13 protein-coding genes and 1 pseudogene are annotated in these 13,386 nt (G+C 59.8%); 9 read left to right on the top strand and 5 right to left on the bottom strand.

Annotated elements, in window-relative coordinates; genetic code table 11:
* The first annotated feature begins 222 nt into the window (after window positions 1–222).
* The gene (locus tag QMK55_RS00760) at window positions 223–633 is read left to right on the top strand and encodes a hypothetical protein (RefSeq protein ID WP_102357514.1); all 411 of its coding nucleotides are present in this window, start codon (window positions 223–225) and stop codon (window positions 631–633) included.
* A gap of 73 nt (window positions 634–706) precedes the next feature.
* Here QMK55_RS00760 and QMK55_RS00755 read toward each other — a convergent pair whose 3' ends face one another.
* Window positions 707–1,276 (bottom strand): DJ-1/PfpI family protein, encoded by a 570-nt coding sequence (locus QMK55_RS00755; RefSeq protein WP_102357516.1) that lies wholly within the window; start codon window positions 1,274–1,276, stop codon window positions 707–709.
* 136 nt (window positions 1,277–1,412) lie between these two features.
* On the opposite strand from QMK55_RS00755, the pseudogene QMK55_RS00750 reads away from it, so the two are divergent.
* Window positions 1,413–1,664 (top strand): annotated as a pseudogene (locus QMK55_RS00750) (integrase); the annotation flags it as partial.
* 341 nt (window positions 1,665–2,005) lie between these two features.
* Window positions 2,006–3,220, top strand: a complete 1,215-nt coding sequence (locus tag QMK55_RS00745) for an aldose 1-epimerase family protein (RefSeq protein WP_320328407.1) — start codon at window positions 2,006–2,008, stop codon at window positions 3,218–3,220.
* A 194-nt stretch (window positions 3,221–3,414) separates the two neighbouring features.
* On the opposite strand, the gene QMK55_RS00740 is transcribed toward QMK55_RS00745, so the two are convergent.
* From QMK55_RS00740 to QMK55_RS00730, 3 genes are all read right to left on the bottom strand, one after another.
* The gene (locus QMK55_RS00740) at window positions 3,415–3,684 is read right to left on the bottom strand and encodes a hypothetical protein (RefSeq protein ID WP_320328406.1); all 270 of its coding nucleotides are present in this window, start codon (window positions 3,682–3,684) and stop codon (window positions 3,415–3,417) included.
* A 263-nt stretch (window positions 3,685–3,947) separates the two neighbouring features.
* A complete protein-coding gene (locus QMK55_RS00735; RefSeq protein WP_320328405.1) occupies window positions 3,948–4,673 on the bottom strand; it encodes an alpha/beta hydrolase in 726 nt (241 codons plus the stop codon).
* Between the two features lie 104 nt (window positions 4,674–4,777).
* Window positions 4,778–5,701, bottom strand: coding sequence for a LysR family transcriptional regulator (locus QMK55_RS00730; protein WP_102357523.1), 924 nt, complete (start codon window positions 5,699–5,701; stop codon window positions 4,778–4,780).
* A 172-nt stretch (window positions 5,702–5,873) separates the two neighbouring features.
* Here QMK55_RS00730 and QMK55_RS00725 point away from each other — a divergent pair, with 172 nt between their 5' ends.
* Entirely contained in the window at window positions 5,874–6,470 is a 597-nt protein-coding gene (locus QMK55_RS00725) for a DJ-1/PfpI family protein (RefSeq protein ID WP_320328404.1), read from the top strand.
* A 15-nt stretch (window positions 6,471–6,485) separates the two neighbouring features.
* Here the strand turns inward: QMK55_RS00725 and QMK55_RS00720 are convergent, their stop codons facing one another.
* Window positions 6,486–6,644, bottom strand: coding sequence for a DUF2986 domain-containing protein (locus tag QMK55_RS00720; protein ID WP_320328403.1), 159 nt, complete (start codon window positions 6,642–6,644; stop codon window positions 6,486–6,488).
* Between the two features lie 288 nt (window positions 6,645–6,932).
* Between QMK55_RS00720 and QMK55_RS00715 the strand changes: the two genes are divergently transcribed.
* The 5 genes from QMK55_RS00715 (at window position 6,933) to QMK55_RS00695 (ending at window position 13,375) form a co-directional block, all read left to right on the top strand.
* Entirely contained in the window at window positions 6,933–7,274 is a 342-nt protein-coding gene (locus QMK55_RS00715) for a hypothetical protein (protein ID WP_102357526.1), read from the top strand.
* 98 nt (window positions 7,275–7,372) lie between these two features.
* A complete protein-coding gene (locus QMK55_RS00710; RefSeq protein ID WP_320328402.1) occupies window positions 7,373–8,629 on the top strand; it encodes a TolC family protein in 1,257 nt (418 codons plus the stop codon).
* Window positions 8,626–9,873: an efflux RND transporter periplasmic adaptor subunit gene (locus QMK55_RS00705; RefSeq protein ID WP_320328401.1), complete on the top strand. Its 1,248-nt coding sequence runs from the start codon at window positions 8,626–8,628 to the stop codon at window positions 9,871–9,873. The genes QMK55_RS00710 and QMK55_RS00705 overlap by 4 nt, the downstream gene beginning before the upstream one ends.
* A complete protein-coding gene (locus QMK55_RS00700) occupies window positions 9,870–13,028 on the top strand; it encodes an efflux RND transporter permease subunit (RefSeq protein WP_320328400.1) in 3,159 nt (1,052 codons plus the stop codon). The genes QMK55_RS00705 and QMK55_RS00700 overlap by 4 nt, the downstream gene beginning before the upstream one ends.
* Complete coding sequence (locus QMK55_RS00695; RefSeq protein WP_320328399.1) at window positions 13,025–13,375, top strand: copper-binding protein; 351 nt, start codon at window positions 13,025–13,027, stop codon at window positions 13,373–13,375. The genes QMK55_RS00700 and QMK55_RS00695 overlap by 4 nt, the downstream gene beginning before the upstream one ends.
* Window positions 13,376–13,386: the final 11 nt, after the last annotated feature.

Genomic DNA, 13,386 nt, shown 5'->3' with positions numbered 1-13,386 from the left:
GACTCCGTTTGTTAAAAAAATCTTGGGACTTCACCGTCCGGTTCCGACCAGAAGCGGCCGTGCGTGGCTGACTCCTTCCGGCCAAGAGTGGCCGCCCACGCATGGCCTTTTCCAGCCAAAAACGGTAATAATCGGAGCCGAGACGGCCTATTCAAAACTGGCTACATGGCTGAATCCGTCTCTTCTTCATAGCATTCCATTATCGAAATCAGGGTAAGACTCATGGGCGCGCCCATCATCATCGGCAACAGCTATGACCTCTGGGTCAGCAACAGCATGAAAGATACTTTTTGCGAGGTACTAACCGCTGTCGCGACCTTGGAAGGTCATAATGTGAAGGCCATATATGAGGAGGCGCCAGGTGTCGCCGGCACCTATGGTGTTTCAGGCGTGGGTATCGTTCTCGACGAGTTCTATCTCTATCTCGGTGGATTTTCAGGCGTTCGACGCCTCCTCGATGTTTGCCGAGTGCGGCTAGACGAAGTCAGAGAGTCTTGCGGACTGTCGCCAGTTGCTGCAGAACGCATGGCACACCTATTGGCATGGGCTGCGTACCATATGGATGGCCACCCGATCCCTGTAGGCGGCTCTTTCTATGAGGACTGGCCTCCTGACGCAGCTGAAACAAGGTAGTACCCGCCTGCTTTCGGTCAAAAGTAGCGACTCGAATACATCACCTGATCGGCTGTTTTGTAGGACGTGGCGGTCACCGATGTTCCGCTGCCAACATTGACCTGAACTGAGAAATGATCTCTGAAGATAGCCCGGCTCCTTCGAACACTGCGCAGGTGAAATTAACGGGTGCAGTGCCTGGAGCGGTTATGATGCGGTCTGCAACCACCGCTACTGGACTGCTTCGATAAAGAGTGCGCCCTTCATAACCTACGGCATTTTGTTGTAAGAAGTCAGAGCTGTTCGAGGTATGAGGAACCGTGTCGAGAAGCCCGGCCCTCGCAAGTGCCAGCGTTCCCCCACATATACCGGCAATTGTTGCTCCACTTGAACGACTAGCATGAAGAAAGTCTCGAATATCCGGTGCTTCTGCACGTTCCCAGACCATTCCTCCAATGACGACGACAACGTCCGGTTTCCAGTCCAGACATTGTTGCAAACTGCTATCGACAGTTACATCCAATCCACCCTGCGAGCGGAACTGCCCCGTAGCAGAAGCGAAAAACCTGACGTCGATCCCGTAATACGGGGACGCAGTTCCAGCAATGAAAGCATATTCCCAGTCCGCAAAACCGGGTGTCAGTATCAATCCCACGCGTGCCATCAGTCAGAATCCTCCTTGAATGCCAGTAACATATGGCGACAACGAACATACATCAAGGACTGCTTTGGGTCGGATTGCGGGCCTCACTCACCGTGACTGATCCACCCTTATCCTCCCTCAACGTGGAGGATCAGCCATGAACACTAATGCCGCACACAGCCATCAGCCTTGGAACAAGGGAAAAATTGTCGGGCAGAAAGCACCGCTTCAAGTCAGAGATATCTGGGCCATTCGGGTCAGACTCCAGCTAGCGGAGAAAACACGGGATTTGGCACTCTTCAACTTGGCTATCGACAGCAAACTGCGTGCCTGTGCCTTAACCCAGCTGCGAGTGCGAGATACCGCCCATGGAGAACATGTGTCGTCACGGGCCGTCGTGATGCAGCGCCTTGAGCGTGCCTCCGGATCCGCCAATGACGGTGACAGCCAAAGCGCTGGAGAAACTCGCGGTGGATTTGCGGCATGGGGTTGATTGGTTTCCCTGAGTCGTTACCGAGATTGCCATCGCGAGCAGGTTCGCTCCTGCAGTTGATCTCGAATGTGCACAAAACCGGTGTTCACCTTCGATCTAATGTGGGAGCTCGAGCCAGCCCGCAATGGCATCGACTCGTTTTTCCGGTTTGTCCCAGATCTTTCTTGGTATTGACTGGTGTTGTGTCACTTTTTAAGCTTGCTGAAACGTTTCATCACGTTTATAAAAAGCGCACAACTCCAAGAAAGGCTGCTGCCATGACCCCGCTCAAACTCGTTGTTGCCCTCAGCGCACTGTCCGCTGCCTCCCACGCCATGGCCTGGGACTACGTTCTGCTCGATACCGACAAAGCCGCCCAGAACTGGCAGATCACCAGCCAGCAACTCGGCGTAAAAACCGAGAAACCCTTCAGCGTTACCCTGCGCACCTTGCATGGCGGTCGGCAGGAGGGCGTCAGCATCGTCGACATCGATAACGGCACGATGAAACTCTCGGTAGTGCCGACACGGGGAATGAACGTCTTGCAGGCCTCGGTCGGCAATGTGCGCATGGGCTGGGATTCGCCGGTCAAGGAAGTGGTCAATCCGTCCTTTATCGAACTCAATGGCCGCGGTGGTCTGGGCTGGCTGGAAGGTTTCAATGAGCTGGTCACCCGCTGCGGATATGAATGGGTCGGGCACCCCGGCGTCGATAACGGCGAACTGCTGACTCTGCACGGTCGGGCCGCCAACATTCCTGCGAACAAAGTCACCCTGCACATCGACGAACTACCACCGTACGCCATCACCCTGCGCGGCGAACTGAAAGAGCAGGCGTTCAAGAAGGTCGACTTCTCCGTCGCGACTGAACTGGTCACCGAACCCGGCAGCGTAGTGTTCGCCCTGAACGACACCCTGACCAACAACGGCGACTATCCGAAGGAATACCAGGCGCTGTATCACAGTAACTTCAGCACCCCGTTCCTGGAGCAGGGCGCTCGTTTCGCCGCGCCGGTGAAACAGGTGTCGCCGTTCAACGACAAGGCCAAGGGCGATCTGCCCGAATGGCAAACCTATCGCGCACCGACCAAGGACTATGACGAAACGGTTTACAACGTGGTGCCGTATGCCGATGCCAAGGGCGATACGTTGACCGTGTTGCATGACAAGGCCGGCAGCCTGGGCGTTTCGGTCGGCTTCAATACTCAGACATTGCCGGTGTTTTCCCTGTGGAAAAACACCGATACCCAAGGCCAGGGTTATGTCACGGGGCTGGAGCCGGGGACAAGTTTTTCCTACAACCGCCGTTATCAGCGGCCATTGAACCTGGTGCCCACAATCGGGCCGAAGGAACACAAGCAGTTCCGCATCAGCTACAGCTTGTTGGCGGATAAGGCCGCTGTGGATAAGGCCTTGAAGCAGGTGAGCGAGATTCAGGCTGGGCGCGAGACTGAGGTGCGGCAGACGCCGTTGGTTGATCTGACCAAGGGATGACACGGGCGCACCTTGACGTCGCCTCGTAGTTTCCTGGCTCATCGAAGGCCCGGGTTCTGGTTTACTCGCTGCCGGATACCCGGGCTTCGTGCTTTGACTTCATGTACGCCCGCAAAGCGTCACAGCGTTTATGCATCGAGCAACAGGCTCTGGTGCGTGCCCACACACGTCACGCACCAGGCTCGCCTGAATAGTTACCACTGGCTGCTTCCGAGACAAGCGACGATTTCCCAACCGCTGTATTCCCACCAGGAATATCGATCATCGGAGCAACTTCTGGCCAGGCTGGCCATCTGGATTGTGCGCGCTGTTTTATGGGTTCCGAATGTAGTGTCAATAGAGGCGGTCACCTGATTGACGGGCTGGGGAGCCTTGAGGGGGGTCGGATGCACGGAGGCGTTTGCGACAGTTGCGGTGAAAGCGAGCGTCGCGGATACGGCCAGAGCAGTAATGGACTTTTTCATGTTCGAATCCTTTCAGTTATCTGACATGCGGCTTAAACAAAGGCCTGACCTGCCTTTATCAATAATCTGAACAGATCGGGCACTCGCGTCGTGTGACGCCATGAAAGCCTACTACCGCGCTACCTCCCGCACAGTCGCTCAACCGTACTATTGACAAGCTGTTAAAAGTCCGGGTTTTTACATCGCGAGAGCGGCCCAAGCGTTCAAGTTTGACGATTCCTCGGCAGACGAGCACAGACAGGTAAACACCCGCAGATACTCGTTCAAAGCGCCACCCGTTCCAGAAACTTCCTGACCTCCAGCGAATACGCTCCCGGATGCGAGAACCTGAACATGTGGCCGGTACGCGGCAGGATGAATTCCTGTGAACCCTTGATGCCCTTCAGCAGGATCCCCGCAGCCGCTTTGCCGATCAGCTTGTCCTCTTCGGGGGTCAGGATCAGCGTCGGCACGTCGATCTTCTTCAGCAGGGGCGTGTAGTCGACTGTCTCGATCGAGCGCACGCGATTGACGTAGGCTTTGTGCGGCGTTTCCTTGATGAAGAAGGCGCGGCTCTTGGCGGTTGACCAGGGGATTTCTCCTTCCTGGTCGAACGATGAAGCGAGTTGCGCGGCGTGGACGCGCAGGGTTGTCTGGCGGTAAAACGGCCCGGGGAAGAACGGTGCCAGCGCGGCGAGGGTCTTGAGCAGGGGCGAGGTGATCGGGCTTTTGGCAAACCCGCCGGACAGCACCAGTCCCTTGAGGCCTTTGGGTTGGCGTGTTGCAACCGCGATCGAGGCAACCGCACCGTAGGAATCGCCGACCAGCACATAGCTCTGCAGATCCTTCACCTGATCAACGATGAAGTTGGCCAGTGTTTCCAGGTCGCGCACGTCGTCGGGCAAGCGAAGGGTGCGCATGGAGCGGCCCTGCAAGTGGGTCATTTGTTCGAGGTGCCATGGTGCCCCTGCGAAGCAAGGGATCATGACCAGCGTGGGTTGGGTTTGCATGCGGTACTCCGGGCGGGCGGGATGAACGACACCCGCACTCTAGGAGGACCGAGGCTTGCGATCCAATGGCATTGGCGCAGCATCTCGATGCACGAGATTGATCGTCAGTCGGCGATCAACATTTGGGTGAGCCATTCGACGGCGGGCTCGTTGGCGCGCCCCCGTGCGCGGATAACGAATACCTCCCAGGTGGGCAGCGCCAGCGGCAATTCGAAGAGGCTCAGTTGCGCGGTGTCCTGCATCTGCAAGGCGACCCGTTCGGCCAACACGGCGATCGATTGTGAAGCGCCGACCAGGAACGGCACCGCCAGAAAGCTGGGGCAGGTGACGCTGACCTGGCGGCTGTGGCCGAGCAGCTCCAGCGCATCATCGACAGCGCCCCGACTATCGCCGCGAGGCGAAACCAGAATGTGCGGCAGACGGGTAAAGTCATCCAGTTCCATGTGCAGTTTCTTGCCACGCTTGACCAGCGCCGGGTGGCCCTTGCGTGCAATGCCGACGAAGCGCTCCTTGTGTGCCAATTGGCAATCGAAGCGCTGCGGGACCTGAGCAAACGAGCCCGAACCCAGCACAAGGTCGATCTCACCGGCGTCCAGCTGACGCATCGCCGATTCGCCATCCGCCGACCCGAGCTTGAGCACCACACCCGGTGCTGCTGCCTGAATGTGCGCCAGCGCCGGGGCTATGACGGTCAGCACCGCGTGGTCGGTAGCCGCCACCGAGAGCGTCGCCTGCAAACGTGCCGGATCAAAAGGCCCACGAGGGCTGGCAACCAGTCGCACCGATTCGAGCACTGCCGCGACTCTGGGCATCAACTCGACCGCCAGCGGCGTCGGCGCCATCCCGCGCGGGTTGCGAATGAACAGTTGATCGTCAAAAGCCGTGCGTAACCGTGACAGGGCGTGGCTGGTGGCCGATTGCGACAAATGCAGTTTTTGCGCGGCGCGACCGACGTGTCTTTCAGCCCAAAGTGCCTCAAGCACCACCAGAAGATTGAGGTCGAAACGCGTCAGATCCAGGGGCTTCATGGAGTATTGGCCTTTTCATTCACCAGTCGATGCACGCCACTGTCCTATAGCTTTTGGCTGAAAGCTACCGTGCCTGTCGATGTCTGCCGAGAATGTAGTCATGACAATTTTTTGATTGTATTGATCGGCCGATTCTACGATGCGCCACCGGCAATCTGACCCGAGGCTCATCATGCACGTCGCGATCCTGACTTTTGAAGGTTTCAACGAACTGGATTCGTTCATCGCCTACAGCATTCTCAACCGGGTCAAGCAGCCTGATTGGCGTGTGTCGATCGCCGGCCCCACGCAAAAGGTGCGATCAATGAACGGCCTGGTGGTCGAGGCACAGGTCTCGCTGGAGGAGGCCAGCGACGCGGACGCGGTATTGGTCGGCAGCGGGAGCCTGACCCGGGACATCGTGGCGAATGCCCAACTGATGTCGCGTCTGCGGCTCGATCCGGCGCGGCAACTGCTGGGTGCGCAGTGCTCGGGCACGCTGATTCTGGCCAAGCTCGGCTTGTTGAATGAGGTTGCGGCGTGTACGGATCTGATCACCAAACCCTGGGTGGAAGAGGCCGGCGTGGCGGTGCTCAATCAACCGTTCGTGGCCAAGGGCAATGTCGCCACTGCCGGCGGGTGCCTGGCCTCGCAGTATCTGGCGACCTGGTGTATCACCCGTCTTGCCGGTGAGGAGGCCGCCCGCAATGCGCTGCACTACGTGGTACCGGTTGGCGAGAAAGACCTCTACATCACGCGGGCGATGGAGAACATTTCGCCGTTTTTATAAGGCGCGTGGAGCGAATCAGGCCTCTGTGGTTTCGACCGGCTCCAATGCCGCTTCGGCGGCGATTTTCAAACGGTCGGCCTTGCTGATGTACTTGGGCTTTTTCGGCGCCAGCTTGGCGCTGGCCTTCTTGGCCTTTTCCTTGAACAACTGCTGCAGTTTCTTTTGACGGTTCATGTTTTCTACTCGGCGTGAGCGTTCTTGAGAAGGGGCCGGGACGTGGGGGATTAAAGCCAGGTCGGCGGCGCCACCGGGTGCGGCTGCAGACGAACTGGAGACTGGTCATGATTGATCCAGCAAGAAGCGGTCATACGAGCGGTGAGTATGGTAAGCGTGAACGTCAATCGAGGCCAGTTTGTCATCATCGAGCAACGGGCTACCCAGTAACGTTGCCTTAATCCTGACCCGTTGATATCTCGCGCACCTCATAGGCAGCCGACGATCCGCGGACTACACTCCAACACCATGAAACGTCAATTGCGGTTATTGCTCATATTCGTCATCAGCCTGGCGCTTCCCCTCAGTGGGATGGCGGGTACTCAGGTGCCGAGCGAACCGTGCCCGATGCAAGCCATGGGCATGGCGATGATGGATGGCATGGGCATGGACTGCTGCAATGATATGAAAAGCCCGGTCGAGCACGGTAAACCCTGCAAGCCCGGGCAGGAGTGCAAGACTGGGGGCATGCTTGAGGTCTCGATCATCAAGCCCGCCGTGACGTTGTTCAGCCCCGTCGTACTGATGCCTTCGGGCGACTCTTTCCCTGTCTCGACCCCGTCCGGGGTCTGGCGACCGCCACGCGTTTGATTCCTGTCGCAATTTGAACCTCATCCCGGTCCATCGGGATGGCTTGGCTGTGCGCGTGTCGTTCACGCGGGCAGTGGCTCATTACAGGAATCGTAAACATGAACTCCAAGTGCTTTTGCACCGGGCGGCCGCTTGTGGCAGGCCTTGTGGCAAGCGTGTTGGCGTGGCCGGGTTTCGCCAGTGCGTTGACACTCGACGAAGCCTTGCGGCTGGCAGAAAACACGGCGCCTTCGCTGATCGCGCAAGACGCAAAAATCCACGCTGCCAGCAGCGCGGCCATTCCCGCCGGGGAATTACCTGATCCGAAACTGCTGTTAGGGGTGCAGAACTATCCCGTCAGCGGCCCGAATCGCGGCAGTCTCGACGCTGATTTCATGACCATGCAAATGGTCGGAATCCGTCAGGAAATGCCCAACGAAGCCAAACGCAAGGCGCGTGTCGAAGTGGCCAGTGCTGCTGTTGACCGTGCGGCAGCCGAACGCCGGATCGAGCGTCTGAATGTGCGCCAGTCCACGGCATTGGCGTGGATCAGCAGCTATGCGGTGGAGCGCAAAAATGCATTGTTCCAGGACTTCTACAAAGAAAACCGCCTGCTCGCCGAAACCGTCAATGCGCAGATTGCCGGTGGTCGTGCGCAACCGGCGGATGCGGTAACGCCTCGGCAAGAGGCGGCACAACTGGCGGAGCAGCAGGACGATTTGATTCGCCAGCGTGCTCAGGCACAGGCAGCGCTCAAGCGCTGGATTGGTCCGGTGGCGGATGCCACACCTCAGGGCCGACTGCCCGAATGGCCGGTGGACACCTCGGGCATCGCCCACAACCTGCAGCACCACCCAGAATTGGCGGCGTTTGCGCCAATGACTCGCGAGGCGCAGGCCAGAGTCAACGACGCCCAGGCGCAGAAAAAGTCCGACTGGAGCTGGGAGCTGGACTATCAGCACCGTGACCGCCAGTTCGGCGACATGGTCAGCGTGCAGTTGTCCTGGGACTTGCCGTTGTTCCCCGAGACTCGACAGAACCCGGTGATCGCCGCCAGGCTAGCGCAACTCGACCAGCTGGAGGCTGAGCGCGATGCCTTGTCGCGCGAGCACACCCAGCAACTGGAAAGTGAACTGGCCGACTATGAACAGCTCGATCGGGCGGTGCACCGCAGCGAGGACAGCCTCTTGCCGCTGGCCCGGGAGAAGGTCGAGTTGAGCATGGCGAGCTATCGCGCCGGCAAGGGCGATTTGAATGCGGTGGTGGCGGCCCGGCGCGAGCTGATCCAGGCGCGCCTGAAACAGGTCGATGTGCAAGCGCAACGAGCGCTGAGCAACGCGCGGCTTTATTTTGCTTACGGGGAGAGCGGCCAATGAACCTCAAGGGGAACAGGTGGGTGTTGGCGGGCATTTTGCTGTTGCTGGGCGGCGTCGGTGGTTACCTGGCGGCGCACTTGCAGATGAACGAGTCAACTGAAATGGCAGCTGCGCAGAGTGTCAATGCCCCGGCCGAACGCAAGGCGCTGTATTGGTACGACCCGATGTACCCGCAGCAAAAGTTCGATAAACCGGGCAAGTCACCCTTCATGGACATGCAGTTGGTGCCGCAGTACGCCAGCGGGGCGGATGACCGCGCGACGGTGAATATCGATCCTGCAGTGGCGCAAAACCTCGGCATGCGCTCGGCGCCGGTCAGGCGCGGGGTCTTCAGTTCCAGCCTTGATGTCAGTGCGATTGTGGCGTTCAACGAGCGTGACGTTGCGGTGGTTCAGGCGCGCACGCCGGGTTTTGTCGAGCGCGTCTATGACCATGCGCCCGGCGATGTGCTCAAGGCCAACGCGGCGCTGGCGGACATTCTTGTGCCTGAGTGGGCGGCGGCCCAGACCGAGTTTCTGGCCATGAAACGCAGCGGTGATGCCGATTTGTTGCGGGCTGCCCGTCAGCGTCTGCGCCTCACAGGAATGCCCGATACGCTGATTGCCCGGGTTGAGCGGCAGGACAAGGTTGCGCCTTACCTGACGCTCACCAGCCCGCTGGCGGGTGTGTTGCAAGAGCTGAATGTACGTGCGGGCATGGCCGTCGCGACTGGCGAAACACTGGCGCGGGTCAACGGCTTGAGCCGTGTCTGGCTGGCGGTGGCCGTTCCCGAATCGGCAGGCGCAGCACTCTCCGTGGGGCAAGCCGTCGAGGCCCGTCTGCCGGCGTTCCCGGGCGCCACGCTCAAGGGCCGTGTAGACGCCATCTTGCCGCAGGCCAATGCAGACAGTCGGACCTTGCGTGTGCGGGTTGAGCTGCCCAATCCAGATGAACGCCTGCGGCCAGGCATGACCGCGCAGGTCAGCCTGCAGCAGACAGGCACCGCCAGCGTCTTGTGGGTGCCAAGCGAAGCGGTGATTCGCACGGGGCGCCGGGATCTGGTGATGCTGGCCGAAGCCGCCGGGCATTACCGGCCGGTGCACGTGCAAATCGGCGAGGAAAGCGCGGGCAAAACGGTGATCTTGAAGGGCCTGGAGGAAGGCCAGCAAGTGGTGACGTCGGGCCAGTTCCTGCTCGATTCGCAGGCCAGCCTCAAGGGCATCGTTGCAGGTGATGGCACGGACAGCATGGAGCCCCGGCCATGATCGCCGCGCTTATTCGCTGGTCCGTGGCCAATCGCTTGCTCGTCCTGCTGGCGACACTGTTTGTCAGTGCATGGGGCGTGTGGTCGGTACAGAACACGTCGATTGATGCACTGCCGGATCTGTCCGACGTGCAAGTGATCATTCGCACGCCTTTTGCGGGGCAGGCGCCGCAGATTGTCGAGAATCAAGTCACTTACCCGCTGGCCACGACCATGCTCTCGGTGCCGGGGGCGAAGACCGTGCGCGGTTATTCGTTCTTTGGTGACAGCTTCGTTTACGTGCTGTTCGAAGATGGCACCGACCCGTACTGGGCACGCTCGCGAGTGCTGGAGTACCTGAGCCAGATCCAGAGCCGCTTGCCAGCTGCTGCCAGACCGGCGCTGGGCCCCGACGCGACAGGCGTCGGCTGGATCTTCCAGTACGCCTTGGTGGATCGCACCGCAGGACATGATCTGGCACAGCTGCGCGCACTGCAGGACTGGTTCCTCAAGTTCGAACTCAAGACCCTGCCCAACGTCGCCGAAGTGGCCACGGTGGGCGGCATGGTCAAGCAGTATCAGGTGCAGCTCGATCCGCTCAAACTGGCCGCTTCCGGCATCACCCAGGCACAGGTCGGCGAGGCGATCGGCAAGGCCAATCAGGAGACGGGCGGGGCGGTGCTGGAGATGGCGGAGACCGAGTTCATTGTGCGCGCATCAGGCTACCTGAAGACGCTGGATGACTTCCGGGCGATCCCGCTCAAACTGGGTTCCGGCGGTGCCCCGGTGACCCTGGGTGATGTGGCGACGATTCAACTGGGCCCGGAAATGCGCCGTGGTATCAGTGAACTCGATGGCGAGGGCGAGACGGTTGGCGGCGTGGTGGTGTTGCGCAGCGGCAAGAACGCTCGCCAGACCATTGCGGCGGTCAAGCGCAAACTCGATGAGCTGAAAAGCAGTCTGCCGCCCGGCGTGGAAATCGTCACGACCTACGATCGCAGCACCCTGATTGATCATGCCGTGGAAAACCTCAGCCACAAACTGCTCGAGGAATTCATCGTCGTCGCGTTGGTCTGCGGGATTTTCCTGTGGCATGTGCGCTCATCGCTGGTGGCGATCATTTCCCTGCCGGTGGGTGTGCTGATGGCCTTCATCGTCATGCATTATCAGGGGATCAACGCCAACATCATGTCGCTCGGTGGCATCGCCATCGCTATTGGTGCCATGGTCGATGCCGCCGTAGTGATGATCGAAAATGCCCACAAAAAGATCGAAGCGTGGCATGCGGCCAATCCCGGTCAGGCGTTGGAAGGTGAGCCGCGTTGGCGGGTCATTACGGACGCGGCGCAGGAAGTCGGGCCGGCGCTGTTTTTCTGTCTGCTGATCATCACGCTGTCGTTCATTCCGGTGTTCACGTTACAAGCCCAGGAGGGGCGACTGTTCGCTCCACTGGCCTTTACCAAAACCTGGGCCATGGCGGCAGCGGCCGGATTGTCGGTGACGCTGGTTCCGGTGTTGATGGGGTACTGGATTCGCGGGCGCATCCCCGGTGAGCGGCAGAATCCGTTGAATCGTTGGCTGATCGGGCTGTACCAGCCCGCGCTGGATGCGGTATTGCGGTGGCCGAGGCTGACCCTGCTGGTGGCGTTGCTGGTGATGGCCAGTGCGTTATGGCCACTGTCGCGTTTGGGGGGTGAATTTCTTCCGCCGCTGGACGAGGGCGACCTGCTCTATATGCCGTCAGCGTTGCCGGGGTTGTCGGCGCAGAAAGCCGCGCAACTGCTGCAACTCACGGACCGCCTGATCAAGACCGTTCCGGAGGTCGAACACGTCTTTGGCAAGGCGGGCCGTGCTGAAACGGCGACGGATCCGGCGCCCCTGGAAATGTTCGAGACCACCATTGCATTCAAGCCTCACGACCAGTGGCGCCCGGGAATGACCCAGGAAAAACTGGTGGAGGAGCTCGATCGCGTGGTGCGTGTACCTGGCCTGACCAACATCTGGATTCCGCCGATTCGCAATCGCATCGATATGCTCGCCACCGGTATCAAAAGCCCGGTCGGCGTAAAAGTCGCCGGCAGTCGCCTCGCGGACATCGACGCGGTGACCCAGGCGGTCGAACGGGTCGCCAGGGACGTGCCCGGCGTCAGTTCGGCGCTGGCGGAACGGCTGACCGGAGGCCGCTACATCGATGTCGATATCGACCGTCAGGCCGCTGCCCGTTATGGCTTGAACATCGCCGATGTGCAGTCGATCGTCAGTGGCGCCATTGGTGGCGAAAATGTCGGGGAGACCGTCGAAGGGCTGGCGCGCTTTCCGATCAATCTGCGTTATCCGCGTGAGTGGCGCGATTCGCCGCAGGCCTTGGCGCAGCTGCCGATCTACACCGCGAACGGCAGCCAGATCACCCTCGGTACCGTGGCGAAAATCAGCATCACGCAGGGACCGCCGATGCTCAAGAGCGAGAATGCGCGGTTGGCAGGCTGGGTGTACATCGATGTGCGCGGCAGGGACATTGCGGCGGTGGTCGCAGACCTGCGCGAGGCAGTCAATGCGCACGTCAAGCTGCAGCCGGGTATGAGCCTGAGCTACTCGGGGCAGTTCGAGTTTCTCGAACGGGCCAATGCGCGACTCAAAATAGTCGTGCCGGCGACGCTGGCGATCATTTTTGTGCTGCTGTACCTGACCTTCAAGCGTTTCGATGAGGCGGCACTGATCATGGCCACGTTGCCGTTCGCGTTGACGGGGGGCGCATGGTTTCTCTATTGGCTGGGGTACAACCTGTCGGTGGCCACGGGCGTCGGTTTTATCGCACTGGCCGGCGTTTCCGCCGAGTTTGGGGTCATCATGTTGCTGTACCTGAAGCAGGCATGGGCTGCACGCAATGACCTTGGCGAGCACTCTGATCGAAGTTTGCTTGCGGCGATTGGTGAAGGCGCTGTGCAACGGGTTCGCCCAAAAGCCATGACCGTGGCCGTCATCATAGCTGGCCTGTTGCCGATTCTGCTGGGCAGCGGCGCCGGTAGCGAAGTCATGAGCCGGATCGCTGCCCCCATGGTTGGCGGCATGCTCACGGCGCCGTTGCTTTCGCTGTTTGTCATCCCGGCGGCGTATCGCCTGATGCGCCGTCGTACCCTCGATGTTGAACCCTCCACCCTTGAAGGAAAAACCCGATGAAACTGACACTCGTTGCAGTGGCCGGCAGTCTCTTCCTGTTCGCGTCTGCGAGCCACGCAGAAAATCGATCCGCAATGAAAATGGACGATATGCCGGGCATGGACATGCAGCAGCAAACGCAGCAAACCCCTTTGGCCAGTGCCGAGGGAACGATCAAGGCGATTGATCCGGCAAGCCACACGGTGACCCTCGCGCATGACGCTGTTGCGGCGTTGCAATGGCCGCCGATGACGATGGCTTTTGCCGTGACGCCTGCTCAGTTGAACGGCCTGGTGGTGGGGGATCGTGTGACGTTTTCCTTCCGGATGGAGGGGAGTAGAGCGACGATCGTGTCGATCAGCAAATAACGGCTGAGGCC

Source organism: Pseudomonas sp. P8_229, from assembly GCF_034008635.1.
In the GTDB taxonomy this organism is placed as follows: domain Bacteria; phylum Pseudomonadota; class Gammaproteobacteria; order Pseudomonadales; family Pseudomonadaceae; genus Aquipseudomonas.
The sequence above is the reverse complement of the archived record's forward strand: the minus strand, read 5'-3'. Positions and strand labels throughout refer to the sequence as shown.